Origin of the sequence: Pseudomonas sp. QE6 (assembly GCF_041379005.1) — a bacterium.
Taxonomy (GTDB): Bacteria; Pseudomonadota; Gammaproteobacteria; order Pseudomonadales; family Pseudomonadaceae; genus Pseudomonas.
On sequence record NZ_CP166873.1, the window covers coordinates 5,661,790 to 5,679,337 of the forward strand.

Genomic DNA, 17,548 nt, shown 5'->3' on the forward strand with positions numbered 1-17,548 from the left:
CGAACTCCCGCTGATTCCACAGGGGATCGGCAGGAGCGATATAAGACGGGAGCGTAGTCTACCGGAAAGCGGCTATCAGCTCAAACCCGAGTCATTCGTCGGAGGTAACCAGCACAGGGTCCATGACGAGCATTCCTCGGCTCGCAGCTCCGGCAACAGCGCCACTCCCAGCAGTTCGTCGGCTCGCCAGAGCAGCGGCAGGCGGCCACGGAGAAAGGCCGGAATGCCGGCCTCGTTGAGCAGGCGCTTGAGATCGCGGCGGCCACGGCCGGGTAATGCCAGGACCTCCCCGCCCTGCCGGTAACGGACCTCCAGCAGCCCGAGCGGCGGCTCGCCCTCGAAGTGCAACGAGCCATTTCCGGGCAGCGCCAATGATTGAGAAGCATCCACCCAGGGCTGCGCTTGCGGTGCGAAGGCCAGCCAAGCATGCGAGAGCCACCAGAGTCGACCATTGGCGCGGCGCAGCTCGCCGTCGGCGAGGCGCCAGACCGGTTCTGCGTCCGCCCGGGCATCGCGCAGATCCCGCCAGCCGGCCCAGTGCGCGCTGTCGGGCAGGCGCGCGAGGGGACCCAGCCAGTGGCGCAGCACGTTGCGCTGGCGCGAATCGCTCAGGGAGGCCAGCGACCCGATCGCCAGGGAAGGCAGCGGCATTCCCCGATAGTGCATCTGTTGGTCCGCCCCCGTCAGATCGGCTTGGGCCAGCTCCGCCAGCAGATCGTCGGCCTCCGCGAGATGCTCGGCGCTACGGGCGATGGTTTCCCCCGCCGCCGGCCAGCGCCGGGCAATCACCGGCAGCACCTGATTACGCAGGTAATTGCGGTCGTAATCGTCGCTGGCATTGGAGGGGTCCTCCACCCAGGCCAGACCGTGGCTGCGGGCATAGCGCTCAATCTCGTCGCGAGAGACGCCCAACAGCGGGCGCAGCAGGAGCCCGGCTCCCAATGGACGGCAGGCAGACATCCCCGCCAGACCAAGCACGCCAGAGCCACGGAACAGGCGGAACAGTACGGTCTCCGCCTGGTCGTCGCGGTGCTGGCCGGTCAGCAGGCACTCGCCCGCCCCCAGCATCGCTGTGAATGCGGCGTAGCGCGCCTCCCGAGCTGCACGTTCCAGGCTGGCGCCGTCATCCACCCGCACATATTCGACATGCAACGGCACACCCAGTGCATCGCAGAACCGCTGGCAATGCTCCGGCCAGGCGTCGGCGACGGCCTGCAGACCGTGATGAACATGAATGGCGGAGATCGGCGGCAATGGCTCGCGACGGGCGAGTCGTACCAGCAGATGCAGGAGAACGGTGGAATCCAGCCCACCGGACAATGCCACGCGCCACGCCGGCGCGCAGCGCCAGGGTGCGAGCGCAGCTAGAAGTCGGTTTTCCAGGGACAGGGAGTCAAGGGACATGGCGCAGGAAGGCGGGACGGATGACGAGGCAAGGATACCTCGTCATCCACGCTGCGCCGAAGACGTCGATCAGGCGACGCCGTAGCTCATCAGGCGCTCGTAGCGGCGCGCCAGCAGCTCTTCGGTGCTCAGTTGCTTGAGAACATCCAGCTGGCCGAGCAGGGCCTTGCGGATCGACTGGGACATCGCGGCCGGGTCGCGGTGGGCACTGCCCAGCGGCTCGGGGATGATGTTGTCGACGATACCCAGGTCCTTCAGGCGGCTGGCGGTGATGCCCATGGCCTCGGCGGCATCCGGCGCCTTCTCGGCGGTACGCCAGAGGATCGAGGCGCAACCTTCGGGCGAAATCACCGCGTAGGTGGAGTACTGCAGCATGTTCAGCTGGTCGCACACGCCAATGGCCAGTGCGCCGCCGGAACCGCCTTCGCCGATCACGGTGGCGATGATCGGGGTCTTCAGGCGCGCCATGACGCGCAGGTTCCAGGCGATGGCCTCGCTCTGGCCGCGCTCTTCGGCGTCGATGCCCGGGTAGGCGCCGGGGGTATCGATAAAGGTCAGGATCGGCATCTTGAAGCGCTCGGCCATTTCCATCAGGCGGCAGGCCTTGCGGTAGCCTTCCGGACGCGGCATGCCGAAGTTGCGGCGAACCTTCTCGCGCACTTCGCGGCCCTTCTGGTGGCCGATGACCATCACCGGCTGGTCCTCCAGGCGGGCAACGCCACCGACGATGGCCGCGTCATCGGCGAAATGACGGTCGCCGTGCAGCTCTTCGAACTCGGTGAAGATGTGCTCGATGTAATCGAGGGTGTAGGGGCGACGCGGATGGCGCGCGAGCTGGGCGATCTGCCAGCTGGACAGGTTGCCGAAGATGTTCTCGGTCAGCGCCTTGCTCTTCTCCTGCAGACGGGAGATTTCGTCGGTGATGTTCAGGGCGTTGTCGTTACCGACCAGGCGCAGCTCTTCGATCTTGGCGTGCAGGTCGGCAATGGGCTGTTCGAAATCGAGAAAATTCGGGTTCATGGGCTATCCGTCGTAATGATGGCGGCAGGGCCTTTCCGTTTTCAGGCCGTTAAAACTACTGCGCTAGGCCAGGCAGCGTTGAAAGCGCTCTCAAAATGCTCATTTGCAGTCGCAAACTGCGCTTTTTCGAGCCCTTTCGCCTCGCTTGGCCGTCGCTCGTGACGTTTTCCACGACCTGAAAGCGCCCTACCTTACGGTATCGGGCGCCAAGGGTCGAGACTGGCGGGCGGGCGGCCTATGGCCACCGACCTCACTAGCGGTAGTTCAGGAAGACGTTGTCGCGGCCGAACTGGTCACGCAACGCTTGAATCAGGTTGTCCGCGGGGTCGATCCGCCACTGTTCGCCGAACTGCAGCAAGGCGCGCGCCTGCTCGCCGCTGTAGTCGACGGTGACCGGGCAACTGCCGCGATGACGGGTGCAGAGGTCGGCCAGCCAGCGCAGGCGGTCGCCCTTGAGCGCATCCGCGTGCACTTTCACCCGCAGGCTCTCCGCCAGCGAGGTGCGCGCCTCCTCCAGCCCCATCACACGCTTGGCACGCAGGCGCAGGCCGCCGGAGAAATCGTCCTGGCTGACTTCGCCCTCGATCACCACCAGCGCGTCGGTCTGCAGCAGCGCCTGGTTGGCGGCGAAGGCCTCGGCGAACAGCGAGGCCTCGATACGCCCGGAGCGGTCGTCCAGGGTCACGAAGCCCATCTTGTCGCCGCGCTTGTTCTTCATCACCCGCAGGTTGACGATCAGGCCGGCGACGGTCTGGGTATCGCGCGCGGGCTTGAGCTCGACGATGCGCTGGCGGGCGAAACGCCGCACCTCGCCTTCGTACTCGTCGATCGGGTGACCGGTCAGGTACAGGCCGAGGGTGTCCTTCTCGCCCTTCAGGCGTTCCTTGAGGTTGAGCGCCTTGACCTTGCGGTGGTTGGCGTAGACGTCCGCCTCGGGCTCGGCGAACACGCCGCCGAACAGGTCCATGTGGCCGCTGTCGTGGCTGCGCGAGGTCTGCTCGGCGGCCTTCACGGCCTCTTCCATGGACGCCAGCAATACGGCGCGGTTGATGTCGACGTGGGCGTGGTAGGCCTTGGGCTCGTCATAAAAATGCGGGCCGAGGCGATCCAGCGCACCGGCGCGGATCAGCGCTTCCAGGGTGCGCTTGTTGACGCGCTTGAGGTCGATGCGGTCGCAGAAGTCGAACAGGTTCTTGAACGGTCCGCCTTCGGCGCGGCACTCGGTGATGGCTTCCACCGGACCTTCGCCGACGCCCTTGATTGCACCCAGGCCGTAGACGATCTGGTCGTCGTCATCCACGGTGAAACGGAATTCGGAGTTGTTCACGTCCGGCGCGACGATGCGCAGTTTCATGTGGCGGCACTCTTCGATGAGCGTCACCACCTTGTCGGTGTTCTGCATATCCGCAGTGAGTACCGCGGCCATGAACGGGGCTTTCCAGTGGGTCTTCAGCCAGGCGGTCTGGTAGGACACCAGGCCGTAGGCGGCGGAGTGCGACTTGTTGAAGCCGTAGCCGGCGAACTTTTCCACCAGGTCGAAGATGTTGCCCGCGAGGTTCGCGTCGATCCCGTTGTTGGCGCAGCCTTCGATGAAGCCGCCGCGCTGCTTGGCCATCTCCTCGGGCTTTTTCTTGCCCATGGCGCGACGTAGCATGTCCGCGCCACCGAGGGTGTAGCCCGCCATCACCTGGGCGATCTGCATCACCTGTTCCTGGTACAGGATGATGCCGTAGGTGGGCTTGAGCACCGGTTCGAGGCCGGCGTACTGGTAATCCGGGTGCGGGTAGGAGATTTCCTCGCGACCGTGCTTACGGTTGATGAAGTCGTCCACCATGCCCGACTGCAGCGGACCGGGACGGAACAGCGCCACCAGTGCGATGAGGTCTTCCAGGCAGTCCGGCTTGAGCTTCTTGATCAGCTCCTTCATGCCGCGCGATTCGAGCTGGAAGACCGCGGTGGTCTCCGCCTTCTGCAGCAGGTCGTAGGTCTTCTTGTCGTCCAGCGGGATGCGGTCGATGTCGACCAGTGCGGTCTCGCCGGCTTTCTGCTGCTTGCGATGGATGATCTCCATCGCCCACTTGATGATGGTCAGGGTCCGCAGGCCGAGGAAGTCGAACTTCACCAGGCCCGCGGCTTCCACGTCGTCCTTGTCGAACTGGGTCACCAGGCCCGCGCCCTCTTCGTCACAGGCGATGGGGGCGAAGTCGGTCAGCTTGGTCGGGGCGATCACCACACCACCGGCATGCTTGCCGGTACCACGGGTGACGCCTTCCAGCTTGAGCGCCATGTCCCAGATTTCCTGGGCTTCCTCGTCGGACTTGAGGAAGTCGCGGAGCATCTCTTCCTGCTCGTAGGCCTTCTCCAGGGTCATGCCCACTTCGAAGGGGATCATCTTCGACAGCTTGTCGGCCAGGCCGTAGGACTTGCCCTGTACCCGCGCCACGTCGCGCACCACCGCCTTCGCGGCCATGGAACCGAAGGTGATGATCTGGCTCACCGCGTTGCGGCCGTAGGCGCCGGCCACGTAGTCGATCACCCGGTCGCGGCCTTCCATGCAGAAATCGACGTCGAAGTCGGGCATGGAAATACGTTCGGGGTTGAGGAAACGTTCGAACAGCAGGTCATAGGCCAGCGGATCGAGGTCGGTGATCTTCAGCACGTAGGCGACCAGCGAGCCGGCACCCGAACCCCGGCCGGGGCCTACCGGCACACCGTTGTTCTTGGCCCACTTGATGAAGTCCATCACGATCAGGAAGTAGCCGGGGAAGCCCATCTGGATGATGGTGCCCAGCTCGAACTCCAGGCGGTCGACGTAGATCTGCCGCTTCTCTTCGTAGTTGGGCGTGGTTTCCTTCGGCCAGAGCACGGCCAGGCGCTCCTCCAGGCCCTCGTAGGAGACATGGCGCAGGTACTGGTTGATGTCCATGTCGTCGTAGGGAATCGGGAAGTTGGGCAGGAAGTACTTGCCCAGCTGCACCTCGATGTTGCAGCGCTTGGCGATCTCGACGGAGTTTTCCAGCGCTTCGGGAATGTCGCTGAACAGCTCGGCCATTTCCGCCGGGCTCTTCAGATACTGCTGGTCGGAATAGTTGCGCGAGCGGCGCGGATCATCCAGCGCACGGCCTTCGCCGATGCACACGCGGGTTTCGTGGGCCTCGAAGTCGTCCTGTTTGATGAAGCGCACGTCGTTGGTCGCCACCAGGGGCGCACCACTGCGCTCGGCCAGGGCCACGGCCGCATGCACGTGCTCTTCGTCGTTGACCCGGTTGGTACGCTGGATGTCCAGGTAGAAGCGGTCCGGGAAGACTTCCAGCCACTCGGCGAGCAGAGCGTCCGCCAGGGCGTTGTCGCCTTCCAGCAGCGCCATGCCGATCTCGCCTTCCTTCGAGCCGGACAGCGCGATCAGACCCTCGGCCGCCTCCTTCACCCACTCGCGCTCGATGATGATCTCGCCATTGCGCTGGCCTTCCTGCCAGCCACGGGAGATCAGCTCGGTGAGGTTGCGGTAGCCCTTGGCGTTCATCGCCAGCAGGGTCAGGCGGGTCAGCGGACCGTCGTCGTCGCGGTTGGCCAGCCAGATATCGGCGCCGCAGATCGGCTTGATGCCGCCGCCCATGGCTGTCTTGTAGAACTTCACCAGTGAGCACATGTTGCTCAGGTCGGTCACCGCCACCGCCGGCATTCCCGAACCCGCAACCGCCTTGATCAGCGGCTTGACCCGCACCAGGCCGTCGACCAGGGAGAATTCGGTGTGCAGACGCAGGTGAACGAAGGTGGCGGTCATGGTGGTCCTTGGCAAACGCGAAAAACGGCAAGCCCCGGATTGTACCGGGGCTCTCCGCAAAGCTACAGGGATCAATGGGCCAGCCGTCGCGCCGGGTGGTTCAAGTCACCGGCGAGCCGCTGGCCGCGAGGAGTTCCAGAGTAATAACAGCGTGTTACAGGATGCCGGCGGGGTTTTCCAGCAGCTCGCGCACCGGACCGAAGGAGCGCCGATGGATCGGCGTCGGGCCCAGGCGCTTGAGCGCTTCCAGGTGCACCGGCGTCGGATAGCCCTTATGCCCGCCGATACCGTAGCCGGGGTACAGCGCTTCCATTTCCTGCATCTCGCGGTCACGGCTGACCTTGGCCAGGATCGAGGCGGCGGCGATCGCCGGGACCTTGGCATCGCCCTGCACCACCGGCGCAGAAGGCACCTTCAACTTCGGACAGCGATTGCCGTCGATCAGCGCCAGCTTCGGCATGACGCTCAGGCCTTCCACCGCGCGCTGCATGGCGAGCATGGTGGCGTGGAGGATGTTCAGCTGGTCGATCTCATGCACATCCGCGCGGGCGATGCACCAGGCCAGGGCCTTTTCGCGGATTTCGTCAAAGAGCTTTTCGCGCTTGGCTTCGGTGAGCTTCTTGGAATCGTTCAGCCCACTGATCGGACGGGCCGGATCGAGGATGACCGCCGCCGTCACCACGGGGCCGCACAGCGGGCCGCGGCCGACTTCATCGACACCTGCGACCAGCTCTTCCACCAGGGCGAAATCCAGGCCCATCTGCATCAGTGTTTCTCCACCAGGGCGAGCACCGCTTCGGCGGCCTGCGCCGACGCATCCTGGCGCAGGGCGCGGTGGATGGCGTCGAAGGATTCGGTCTGCACACTGCCATCATCCAGCAGTGGCAGCAAGGTAGTGGCCAGCGCCTCGGGTGTCGCCGCATCCTGGATCAACTCAGGCACCAGCAATCGGTTGGCCAGCAGGTTCGGCAGCGAGATGTACGGGCTCTTCACCAGCCGCTTGAGTATGCGGTAGGTCATCGGCGCCACCTTGTAGGCGACGACCATAGGCCGCTTGTACAGCAGCGCTTCAAGGGTGGCGGTGCCGGAGGCGATCAGCACGGCGTCGCAGGCAGCCAGGGCTTCATGGGACGCGCCGTCGAGCAACTGCACCGGCAGATTGCGGCCGGCCAGCATTTCCTCGATCTGTACGCGACGCTCGGGGCTGGCGCAAGGCAGCACGAAACGCAGGCCCGGACGCTCCTGAAGCAGGCGTTGAGCGGTATCGAGGAACAGCGCGCCGAGTTTGCCGACCTCCCCTCCCCGGCTTCCAGGCAGCAGCGCGACGACGCTGGCGCCCTGCGGCAGGCCCAGGCGCAAGCGCGCACCAGCACGGTCGGCCTCCAGTGGAATGGTGTTGGCCAGCGGATGGCCGACGAAACGCACCGGCACCGCATGTTCTTCGTAGAAGCGCGCCTCGAAGGGGAACAGCGCGAGCATCAGGTCGCAGGCTTCCTTGATCTTCAGCACGCGTTTCTGCCGCCAGGCCCAGACCGACGGGCTGACGTAGTGCACCGTGCGGATGCCCGCGCGGCGCAGCTTCAATTCGATGTTCAGGTTGAAGTCTGGCGCATCGATGCCGATGAACACGTCCGGCCTGGCCGCGATCAGCATCTGGACGAGGTCCTTGCGCCGGCGCAGCAGCTCGCGCAGGCGGCCGAGCACCTCGACCAGGCCCATGACCGCGAGGCGCTCCATCGGAAAATGCGACTGCAGTCCTTCGGCCTGCATGCGCGGACCACCGACACCGATGAACTCGATGTCGGGGTGACGTTGCTTGAGCGCCTGCATCAGGCCGGAGCCAAGGATATCGCCGGACGCCTCGCCCGCGACCAGGGCGACGCGCAGCTTGCGTACGGTCGGCTGCATGGTCAGCGGGTGATGCCGCGAGTGGAGCTCTGGATGGAGTCGCGGAATACCGCTACCTCCGGGAACTGCTCCGAAACCTCGACGAGCTCGGCGAGCGCTTCGTCCACGGTCAGCCCCTGGCGGTAAACCACCTTGTAGGCCCGACGCAGCGCCTGGATGGCTTCGGCGCTGAAGCCACGCCGGCGCAGGCCTTCGAAGTTCATGCTACGGGCTTCGGCGGGGTTGCCGAAGACGGTCACATAGGCCGGAACGTCCTTGCCGATCGCGCTGCCCATGCCGGAGAAGCTGTGCGCGCCGATACGACAGAACTGGTGCACCAGGGTGTAACCGGACAGGATCGCCCAGTCATCCACGTGAACATGGCCGGCCAGCGCGGTGTTGTTCACCAGAATGCAATGGTTGCCGATCACACTGTCGTGGCCGACGTGAACGTAGGCCATGAACAGGTTGTGGTCGCCGATGGTGGTTTCCGAACGATCCTGGATGGTGCCGCGATGGATGGTGACACCCTCGCGGATCACGTTATGGTCGCCGATCACCAGGCGAGTCGGCTCGCCCTTGTACTTCAGGTCGGGAGTGTCCTCGCCGACGCTGGAGAACTGAAAGATGCGATTGTGCTTGCCGATCTTCGTGGGGCCCTTGAGCACCACGTGCGGACCGATCACCGTACCTTCGCCGATCTCCACATCCGGCCCGACGATGGACCAGGGGCCCACCTCTACGTCGTCAGCCAGCTTTGCGCGCGGGTCGATGATGGCGCGAGGATCGATCAAACTCATAGTTTGCGTTCCGCACAGATGATTTCGGCCGAGCATACCGGCTTGTCATCGACGGTGGCATGGCAATCGAACTTCCAGATGCCGCGCTTGACGCTGATGAACTGGGCATGCAGCTGCAGTTGGTCGCCCGGCAGCACCGGCTGACGGAAGCGCAGCTTGTCGGAGCCGACGAAATAGTACAGGGTGCCGTCGGCCGGCTTCACGTCGAGCATCTTGAAGCCGAGGATACCGGCCGCTTGGGCCATGGCTTCGATGATCAGCACGCCCGGCATGATCGGGTGTTGCGGGAAATGGCCATTGAAGAACGGCTCGTTGATGCTGACATTCTTGTAGGCGCGAATGCGCTTGCCTTCAATGTCCAGCTCCACCACCCGATCCACCAGCAGGAAGGGGTAGCGATGAGGCAGGTATTCGCGAATCTCGTTGATGTCCATCATGTTCAGGGAAGCCTGTTCAGAAAAGGGAAACGCCAAAAAATGCGCTGATCACGCATCAGATGGAGCGTCTCCACTCGGGGTCACGGCAGCCACGCGCTTTTCCAGCTGCTGCAGACGACGGGCCATGTCATCCAGCTGGCGAATACGCGCGGCGCTCTTCTTCCATTCGCCGGCCGGCTGCATGGCAGTACCGGAGGAATAGGAACCCGGTTCGGTAATCGAACGGGTCACCATAGTCATCCCGGTGACGAAGACGTTGTCGCAGATTTCGATGTGGCCGACCAGGCCGACGCCACCGGCGAGCATGCAATGCTTGCCGATCTTGGCGCTGCCGGAAATCCCGCAGCAGCCCGCCATGGCGGTGTGATCACCGATCTGCACGTTGTGGGCGATCATGATCTGGTTGTCCAGCTTCACGCCATTGCCCACCAGGGTATCGGACAGCGCACCGCGGTCGATCGTGGTATTGGCGCCGATCTCGACGTCATCGCCCACGGTCACGCCGCCAATCTGCGCGATCTTCTGCCAGACGCCCTTCTGGTTGGCGAAGCCGAAGCCCTCGCCACCCAGCACGGCGCCGGACTGGATCACCACGCGCTTGCCGATGCGCACGTCGTGGTAAAGGGTCACTCTCGGGGCCAGCCAGCCGCCTTCGCCGATCACGCTACACGCGCCGACGAAGCAATGGGCGCTGACGGTAACGCCGGCGCCGATCTGCGCGCCAGCCTCGATCACCGCGTAGGGACCGATACTGGCGGTCGGGTCGACCTGGGCACCTTCATCGACCACTGCAGTGGGATGGATACCGGCAGGCGCCTTGGGCTTGCGGTCGAACTGATGCGAAAGGCCGGCGTACGCCAGGTAGGGGTTGGCCACCACCAGCGCGTTGCCGGTGAAACCTTCGGCATCGGCTGCCGTCAGCAGCACTGCACCCGCCTTGCTCTCAGGCAGGAACTTGCGGTACTGCGGGTTGGCCAGGAAGCTCAGTTGATCCGCGCCGGCTTCCTGGAGGGTTGCCAGGCCGCGAATGACTTGAGCGGGATCGCCGCGCAGCTCGGCATCGAGCTGCGCAGCCAGTTCAGCGAGGGTAAAGGACAGCTCGGTCATCATCAGCGCAGCTGGTTCATGCGCTCGATGACTTGACGGGTGATGTCGTACTGCGGCTTCACGTCCACCACGGCACCACGCTCGACCACGAGGTCATAGCCACCCTTCTTGATGGTTTCCTCGACGGCCTGGTCCAGCTTCGGCTTGAGCTTCTTCAGCATGTCGCGGTCGGCGACGGCCTTGGCCTCGTTCAGTTCCTTGGACTGGAACTGGAAGTCACGGGCCTTCTGCTTGAAGTCGTTCTCGGCCTTTTCCCGCTCGGACTGGGACATCTTGCTGCCCCCGCTGACCAACTTGTCCTGCAGCGCCTTGGCGTCGCTTTCCAGCGCCTTGAGCTTGTTCAGCTGGGGGCCGAATTTCTTCTCCGCGTCCACGGCGTACTGCTTGGCCGCGTCCGACTCGAGGAGTGCCATCTGATAGTTGAGCACCGCGATCTTCATATCGGCGAACGCAGGGCTCGCCATAAGGGCAGCGGTGATCAGAACGAACTGGGTCAACTTACGCACAATGCACTCCTGCACAAAGCATGGTTGTCTTTACAACGATACGGCCAATTAGAAGGTCTGCCCCAGGGAGAACTGGAAGATCTGGGTTTCTGCGTTGTCCGGCTTCTTGATCGGGGTCGCCAGGGCGAAGCTCAGCGGACCCAGCGCGGTGATCCAGGTCAGGCCCACACCGGCGGACATGGCCATGTCATTGAACTTGACGCCATCGCAGCCCTGGGTAGTCGAAGTCGGGCAATCGGAATCGAATACGTTACCCACGTCCCAGAACACCACGCTGCGCAGCTGACGCTGATCCTTCACGAACGGCAGCGGGAACAGGACTTCGGCGCCGCCGGTGATCAGGATGCTACCACCAAAGGCTTGCGGGTCCTGGTCCGGGTCGTACTCAGTCCCCGGATTGGTGCCCTTGCTCGGCGTACTGCGCGGGCCGAGGGTGCTGTCCTTGAAGCCACGCACCGAGTTGAAGCCGCCCGCGTAGTAGTTCTCGTAGAACGGCAGGCGGTCGGTGGACCCATAGCCATCACCGTAGCCGAGCTCGGTGTGGAAGCGCATGGTGTAGTTCTCGGTGAGCGGAGCGAAGATCTGGCCGCGGTAATCGAGCTTGTAGAACGACAGGTCGCTGCCCGGAACGGTGGATTCCAGCACCAGGCTCTGCGAGTGACCACGGTTGGCCAGCACGCCCTTGTTCAGGGTCGACTCGGACCAGCCGATGGAGGCCTTGAAGTTGGTGAAGCTGTCGCCTTCCTGCTGGATGAAGTTGAAGATCTCGTCGACGGTGTAGACGCCGGTATCGATCTCGTCCTTCTGCGCGGTCAGGCCGTAGGTCAGACGCGAGGTTTCGCTGATCGGGTAGCCGATGCTGACGCCGGCGCCGTAGCTGTTGACCGAGTAGCTGGAAACGTCGACATCCAGGTCGCTGTAGTCGGTCTTGCGGTAGAAGGCGTTGTAGCCCAGGCTCACGCCGTCGACGGTCCAGTAGGGGTCGACAAAGCCGAAGTTGTAGCGAGTCTGGTAGTCGGACTTGGTCAGGCCGAGGCTGACCTTGTTACCGGTACCCAGGAAGTTGTTCTGGCTGATCGAGCCGCCGAGGATCAGACCGGCGCTCTGGGCGAAACCGATACTGGCGGTAATGGAGCCGGACGGTTGCTCTTCCACGCTGTAGTTCACGTCGACCTGGTCATCGGTGCCAGGCACGGCCGGGGTCTCGACGTTGACTTCCTTGAAGTAGCCCAGGCGCTCCAGGCGCTGCTTGGACTGGTCGATCAGGTAGGTCGAAGCCCAGCCGCCTTCCATCTGGCGCATCTCGCGACGGAGTACTTCGTCCTCGGTCTTGGTGTTGCCACGGAAGTTGATGCGATTGACGTAGGCGCGCTTGCCCGGATCGACCACATAGGTGATCGAGACGGTCTTGTCGTCGTCATGGGGCTCCGGCACGCCGTTGACGTTGGCGAAGGTATAGCCTTCGTTACCCAGGCGGCGGGTGATCAGGTCGGAGGTGGTGGTCATCACCTTGCGCGAGAAGACCTGGCCCTTCTTCACCAGCAGCAGCTTCTTGATTTCGTCTTCCGGCACCTTCAGGTCGCCGGAGAGCTTCACGTCGCGAACGGTGTACTTCTCGCCTTCGTTGACGTTGACGGTGATGTAGACGTGCTTCTTGTCCGGGGTGATGGAAACCTGGGTCGAGGCGATATCCATGTGGATGTAGCCACGGTCCAGGTAGTAGGAGCGCAGGCGCTCCAGGTCACCGGAGAGCTTCTCGCGGGAATACTTGTCGTCGTTCTTGAAGAAGGACAGCCAGTTGGTGGTCTTCAGCTCGAACAGGTCGGTCAGGTCCTCTTCGGAGAAGACGGTGTTGCCCACCACGTTGACATGGGCGATGGCCGCCACGGTGCCTTCGTTGATGGTGATCTTCAGGGCGACGCGGTTGCGCGGCTGCGGCACCACCTCGGTCTCGATCTCGGCGGAGTAACGACCCTGGGCCACGTACTGACGCTGCAGTTCGTTGCGCACGCCTTCGAGGGTCGCGCGCTGGAAGATCTCGCCTTCGGCCAGGCCGGACTGCTTCAGACCTTTCATCAGGTCTTCGGTGGTGATGGCCTTGTTGCCCTCGATCTCGATGCTGGAGATCGACGGACGCTCGACCACGTTGACGATCAGCACATTGCCATCACGACTGAGCTGGATGTCCTGGAAGAATCCGGTCTTGAACAGGGAGCGGGTCGCTTCGACCAGGCGGCGATCGTCGATCTGCTCGCCGACGTTCAGCGGCAGCGCCGCGAACACGCTGCCAGCCGACACGCGCTGCAGGCCGTTGACCCGGATATCAGAAACAGTGAAGGACTCGGCGTGAACCTGGGCGATCATCAGCGCGGAAAAGGCCGCGGTTAGCAGAAAGCGTTTCATGGAGTCCTTTTATTCCAACTGACAAATAAAGAATCTGCCGCAGGTGGCGGCAGATCCGAAATTCAATGGCGGGTTACAGTCGACTCAGATCGTTGACCAGGGCCAACAACATGACCCCGACCACCAGGCTGATGCCAATTTGCATCCCCCAAGCCTGGACCCGCTCCGACAGTGGGCGACCTCGCACCCACTCGACCACGTAGAACAGCAGATGCCCGCCGTCTAGGACGGGAATCGGCAACAGGTTGAGAACCCCCAAACTGATGCTCAGGTAGGCGAGGAAATGCAGAAAATCCCCTACACCCGACTGGGCTGAAGCGCCCGCCACTTTAGCAATGGTTATCGGCCCGCTCAAGTTTTTTACCGAGAGCTGCCCGAGCACCATTTTCTTTAGAGAATCCAGAGTTAGCAGGCTCATCGACCAGGTTCGGGAGAGCGCCTCCCCGACTGCGTCCACCGGTCCGTAGCTGATTTTGCGAAGCATGTCCGCCGGCCACTGACCACCCGAGACACCCGCCCCCAGGTATCCGGCACGGGCCTTGCCCTCGCCTTTCGCCGCCAGTGTCAGGGTAATATCCTGCCGCTGGCCGTCACGCTCGATAGCCAGCACGACGCGTGCCTCGGGACGAGCCCGGACCTTGTCCACCACCTGCTGCCAGTCCTCCACCGCCTGCCCATCGACACTCAGCAGACGGTCCCCGACCTTGAGCCCTGCCGCCTTGGCCGGCCCCTTCTCATCCAGCTCCGCCAGGACCGGCGCGATGGCCGGACGCCAGGGCTGAATCCCCAATCCGGCGATGGGATCCGGGTTATCAGCGCTCTTGAGCCAGGCCTTGAGCTGCAATTGGTGGATGACCGGAACGGAGGAGCCCGGGTCGAGCACGGAGACGCTCAGCTCACCGGTTTCGCCGAGACGGCGCACCAGCTGCAGATTGACGCCATTCCAGCCTTCCACCGCCTTGCCGTCGACCGCCACCACTTCCTGCCCCGCGGCCAGGCCGCCCAAGGCAGCCGGGCTGTCAGCGATGATGGAGCCGATGACGGGCTTGATCTGCTGGCTGCCCAGCATGGCCAGCACCCAGAAGAACAGGATCGCCAGGAGGAAATTGGCCACGGGGCCGGCGGAGACGATGGCGATGCGCTGGAAGACCGACTTGCGGTTGAAGGCCTGGTCGAGCAGCTCCGACGGCACATCGCCCTCGCGCTCGTCGAGCATCTTCACGTAGCCGCCCAGCGGAATGGCAGCCACGACGAACTCGGTGCCCTGGCGATCATGCCAGCGCACCAGCGGGGTGCCGAAACCTACGGAGAAACGCAGCACTTTCACGCCACAGCGCCGCGCCACCCAGAAGTGCCCGAACTCATGGAAGGTAACCAGCACACCCAGTGCGACCACCAGGCCGACGATCATGTATAGGGCGCTCATCGCTACCTCCTGGGCGTCAACGCCCGCGTTCCTGCAACCACGCCTGTGCGGCGTCACGTGCACGCCGGTCGGCTGCCAGCACCGCATCGAGGGATTCGACCGGGGCATGCGCCTCGCGGTTCAGCACGTCCTCGATGATAACCGCGATCTCGGTAAAGCGGATGCGCCGCTCGAGGAAGGCCGCCACCGCCACTTCGTTGGCCGCATTGAGCATTGCCGGGACGCTGCCGCCGACTTCAGCCGCTTGTCGGGCCAGTCGCAGGCAAGGGAAGCGCCGCTCATCCGGCGGGCAGAAATCCAGCCGGGCAATGGCGAACAGGTCCAGCGGCGCGACACCGGAGTCGATCCGCTGCGGCCAGGCCAACGCATGGGCGATGGGCGTGCGCATGTCCGGATTGCCGAGCTGCGCGAGCACCGAGCCATCCACATAGTCCACCAGGGAATGAATGACGCTCTGCGGATGAATCACCACCTCGACCTTGGAGGGCGGCGCGTCGAACAGCCAGCAGGCCTCGATCAGCTCCAGCCCCTTGTTCATCATGCTGGCGGAATCGACGGAAATCTTCCGCCCCATCGACCAGTTGGGATGGGCGCAAGCCTGCTCGGGAGAAACGTCCGACAGCATTTCCAGTGGCGTCTCGCGGAACGGACCGCCGGAGGCCGTCAACAGAATCCGACGCACACCGACCTCGCCGAGACCGCGCGAGTAGTCCGCGGGCATGCACTGGAAAATCGCATTGTGCTCGCTGTCGATCGGCAGCAGTACCGCGCCACTGGCGCGAACGGCATCCATGAACAGGGCGCCGGACATCACCAGCGCCTCCTTGTTGGCCAGCAGCACTCGTTTGCCGGCCTCGACAGCGGCCAGCGTGGGCTTCAGCCCGGCTGCACCGACGATGGCCGCCATGACCGCATCCACCTCGGGATGACTGGCGATCTCGCACAACCCCGCCTCGCCGACGAGCACGCGGGTATCCAGCCCCGCCGCCAGCAACCCGCCCTGCAGGTGGCGGGCCTGATCGGCCTCAGGCACGACGGCGAAACGCGGACGATGCTTCAGGCAGAGGGCTTCCAGCTCGGCGAGCCGGGAGAAACCGCTCAGGGCGAAGACACGGTAACGCTCAGGGTGACGCGCGATGACATCGAGGGTGCTGAGACCGATCGATCCCGTCGCCCCCAGCACGCTGATCCACTGCGGACTGCTCACGGCGCCCCCCAACCCACGATCCACAGCAGCGCGGTGAATACCGGAATCGCCGCCGTCAGGCTGTCGATGCGATCAAGCACCCCACCGTGCCCCGGCAGCAGGTTGCTGCTGTCCTTGAGACCCGACTGGCGCTTGAACATGCTCTCGGTGAGGTCGCCCACCACCGACAGCGCCACCACGATCGCGGCACAGGGCAGCGCCAGAAGCAACTCACGCACCGTCCAGTCGCGATAGATCGCCACGGCGATGGTGATCGCCAGGCTCAGCGCCAGGCCGCCGTAGAAACCTTCCCAGCTCTTGCCGGGGCTGACCCGCGGCGCCAGCTTGCGCTTGCCGAAGGCCTTGCCGGAGAAATAGGCGCCGATATCGGCCGCCCAGACCAGCACCATCACGGCAACGATCAGCCAGTTGGCCAGCGGCCACTGCTTGAGCAGCACCAGCCCCTGCCAGGCCGGCACCAGGATCAACAGGCCGATCAGCAGGCGCCGCCAGCAGCCACCCCAGCTCGACGCGCTATCGGGGTAGGTCAGCACCATGACGGTCGCCAGCAACCACCAGAGCAGCGCCAGTACCAGCACCGCCCCGGCCAGCTGCGGCAGCCAGGAGAGGGTGAGCATCAGCGCAGCCACTGCGGCAGCGTAGCCAACCCGCGCGGACTGCTCGCTATATCCGGCCAGACGCGCCCATTCCCAGGCGCCGACACTGACCACCAGACCGATGAACAGCGAGAACGCCGCACCATCGAGGAGGAAGAAACCACCCAGCGCGACCGGCAACAGGATCAGCGCCGTGATGATTCGTTGTTTCAACATGTCGGGGGAGCCTCGGCCTCGACCTGCTCGCTGGTCTTGCCGAAGCGACGCTGACGAGAGGCGTAGTCGACCAGCGCGGCCTGCATGGCCTCGCGCTTGAAGTCGGGCCAGTAGAGATCGGAGAAATACAGCTCGGCATACGCCAGCTGCCAGAGAAGAAAATTGCTGATGCGATGTTCGCCGCCAGTGCGGATGCACAGGTCCGGCAACGGCTGGTCGCCCGTGGACAGACAGCCCTGGATCAGCTCCGGGGTGATCTCGTCCGGCGCCAGGTGGCCGGCCTGCACTTCCCGGGCGAGGCGCTGGGCAGCCTGGGTGATGTCCCACTGGCCGCCATAATTGGCCGCCACCTGCAGCAGCATGGTGGCGCCATTGGCCGTCAGGCTTTCCGCCTCGCGCATCGCCGTCTGCAACTCGGGAGCAAAACGGCTGCGGTCTCCGATGATGCGCAGGCGGATACCATTGGCGCTGAGCTTGCGCACCTCACGGCGCAGGGCCATGAGGAACAGCTCCATCAGCGCGCCGACCTCGTCGGCCGGGCGCTGCCAGTTCTCGCTGGAGAAGGCGAACAGGGTCAGCACTTCGACGCCCGCCTCGGCGCAGGTCTTGATCACCGCGCGGACGGCATCCACCCCCGCTTTATGCCCGGCGACACCGGGCATCAGGCGCTTTTTCGCCCAGCGGTTGTTGCCGTCCATGATGATTGCCACGTGCCGGGGCACGGGCGTCACCTGCTTGGTCTTTTCCATGACGAG

The 17,548-nt window shown here is 64.2% G+C and carries 14 protein-coding genes; all 14 read right to left on the reverse strand.

All coding sequences use genetic code 11. The features are described 5' to 3' along the window. Nucleotides 1-75 precede the first annotated feature (75 nt). The 14 genes from tilS to uppS all read right to left on the reverse strand — a co-directional run bounded on the left by tilS (nt 76) and on the right by uppS (nt 17,542). Nucleotides 76-1,404, reverse strand: a complete 1,329-nt coding sequence (tilS, locus tag ACAW63_RS25865; RefSeq protein ID WP_371230198.1) for a tRNA lysidine(34) synthetase TilS — start codon at nt 1,402-1,404, stop codon at nt 76-78. Between the two features lie 69 nt (nt 1,405-1,473). Beyond that, on the reverse strand, nt 1,474-2,424 hold the full coding sequence (gene accA / locus ACAW63_RS25870) for an acetyl-CoA carboxylase carboxyl transferase subunit alpha (protein ID WP_371230199.1): 951 nt from the start codon (nt 2,422-2,424) through the stop codon (nt 1,474-1,476). Between the two features lie 253 nt (nt 2,425-2,677). After that, nucleotides 2,678-6,208 carry a DNA polymerase III subunit alpha gene (dnaE, locus tag ACAW63_RS25875; protein WP_371230201.1) on the reverse strand — a complete coding sequence of 1,177 codons (3,531 nt, stop codon included), beginning with the start codon at nt 6,206-6,208 and terminating at the stop codon, nt 2,678-2,680. A 154-nt stretch (nt 6,209-6,362) separates the two neighbouring features. Beyond that, nucleotides 6,363-6,974 carry a ribonuclease HII gene (gene rnhB / locus ACAW63_RS25880; RefSeq protein WP_371230202.1) on the reverse strand — a complete coding sequence of 204 codons (612 nt, stop codon included), beginning with the start codon at nt 6,972-6,974 and terminating at the stop codon, nt 6,363-6,365. Next, entirely contained in the window at nt 6,974-8,116 is a 1,143-nt protein-coding gene (gene lpxB, locus ACAW63_RS25885; RefSeq protein WP_371230204.1) for a lipid-A-disaccharide synthase, read from the reverse strand. The genes rnhB and lpxB overlap by 1 nt, the downstream gene beginning before the upstream one ends. Before the next feature lie 2 nt (nt 8,117-8,118). Further along, the gene (gene lpxA / locus ACAW63_RS25890) at nt 8,119-8,895 is read right to left on the reverse strand and encodes an acyl-ACP--UDP-N-acetylglucosamine O-acyltransferase (protein ID WP_371230205.1); all 777 of its coding nucleotides are present in this window, start codon (nt 8,893-8,895) and stop codon (nt 8,119-8,121) included. Then, a complete protein-coding gene (gene fabZ / locus ACAW63_RS25895) occupies nt 8,892-9,332 on the reverse strand; it encodes a 3-hydroxyacyl-ACP dehydratase FabZ (protein ID WP_152225019.1) in 441 nt (146 codons plus the stop codon). Before fabZ ends, lpxA begins: the two co-directional genes overlap by 4 nt. A 48-nt stretch (nt 9,333-9,380) precedes the next feature. Beyond that, entirely contained in the window at nt 9,381-10,442 is a 1,062-nt protein-coding gene (gene lpxD / locus ACAW63_RS25900) for a UDP-3-O-(3-hydroxymyristoyl)glucosamine N-acyltransferase (RefSeq protein ID WP_371230207.1), read from the reverse strand. Then, entirely contained in the window at nt 10,442-10,945 is a 504-nt protein-coding gene (locus tag ACAW63_RS25905) for an OmpH family outer membrane protein (protein ID WP_207885435.1), read from the reverse strand. Before ACAW63_RS25905 ends, lpxD begins: the two co-directional genes overlap by 1 nt. Nucleotides 10,946-10,993: 48 nt before the next feature. Continuing rightward, nucleotides 10,994-13,348, reverse strand: coding sequence for an outer membrane protein assembly factor BamA (gene bamA, locus ACAW63_RS25910; RefSeq protein ID WP_371230209.1), 2,355 nt, complete (start codon nt 13,346-13,348; stop codon nt 10,994-10,996). A gap of 73 nt (nt 13,349-13,421) precedes the next feature. Next, entirely contained in the window at nt 13,422-14,774 is a 1,353-nt protein-coding gene (gene rseP / locus ACAW63_RS25915; RefSeq protein WP_371230211.1) for a sigma E protease regulator RseP, read from the reverse strand. Nucleotides 14,775-14,790: 16 nt separating this feature from the next. Continuing rightward, nucleotides 14,791-15,981: a 1-deoxy-D-xylulose-5-phosphate reductoisomerase gene (gene ispC, locus ACAW63_RS25920; RefSeq protein WP_371230213.1), complete on the reverse strand. Its 1,191-nt coding sequence runs from the start codon at nt 15,979-15,981 to the stop codon at nt 14,791-14,793. Beyond that, on the reverse strand, nt 15,978-16,793 hold the full coding sequence (locus tag ACAW63_RS25925) for a phosphatidate cytidylyltransferase (protein WP_371230215.1): 816 nt from the start codon (nt 16,791-16,793) through the stop codon (nt 15,978-15,980). Before ACAW63_RS25925 ends, ispC begins: the two co-directional genes overlap by 4 nt. After that, nucleotides 16,787-17,542: a polyprenyl diphosphate synthase gene (uppS, locus tag ACAW63_RS25930; protein WP_371230216.1), complete on the reverse strand. Its 756-nt coding sequence runs from the start codon at nt 17,540-17,542 to the stop codon at nt 16,787-16,789. Before uppS ends, ACAW63_RS25925 begins: the two co-directional genes overlap by 7 nt. Nucleotides 17,543-17,548: the final 6 nt, after the last annotated feature.

Coding starts and splice junctions, on each gene's coding strand:
- tilS (WP_371230198.1), bottom strand. CDS start 1,404: ATGTCCCTTGACTCCCTGTCCCTGGAAAACCGACTTCTAGCTGCGCTC.
- accA (WP_371230199.1), bottom strand. CDS start 2,424: ATGAACCCGAATTTTCTCGATTTCGAACAGCCCATTGCCGACCTGCAC.
- dnaE (WP_371230201.1), bottom strand. CDS start 6,208: ATGACCGCCACCTTCGTTCACCTGCGTCTGCACACCGAATTCTCCCTG.
- rnhB (WP_371230202.1), bottom strand. CDS start 6,974: ATGCAGATGGGCCTGGATTTCGCCCTGGTGGAAGAGCTGGTCGCAGGT.
- lpxB (WP_371230204.1), bottom strand. CDS start 8,116: ATGCAGCCGACCGTACGCAAGCTGCGCGTCGCCCTGGTCGCGGGCGAG.
- lpxA (WP_371230205.1), bottom strand. CDS start 8,895: ATGAGTTTGATCGATCCTCGCGCCATCATCGACCCGCGCGCAAAGCTG.
- fabZ (WP_152225019.1), bottom strand. CDS start 9,332: ATGATGGACATCAACGAGATTCGCGAATACCTGCCTCATCGCTACCCC.
- lpxD (WP_371230207.1), bottom strand. CDS start 10,442: ATGATGACCGAGCTGTCCTTTACCCTCGCTGAACTGGCTGCGCAGCTC.
- bamA (WP_371230209.1), bottom strand. CDS start 13,348: ATGAAACGCTTTCTGCTAACCGCGGCCTTTTCCGCGCTGATGATCGCC.
- rseP (WP_371230211.1), bottom strand. CDS start 14,774: ATGAGCGCCCTATACATGATCGTCGGCCTGGTGGTCGCACTGGGTGTG.
- ACAW63_RS25925 (WP_371230215.1), bottom strand. CDS start 16,793: ATGTTGAAACAACGAATCATCACGGCGCTGATCCTGTTGCCGGTCGCG.
- uppS (WP_371230216.1), bottom strand. CDS start 17,542: ATGGAAAAGACCAAGCAGGTGACGCCCGTGCCCCGGCACGTGGCAATC.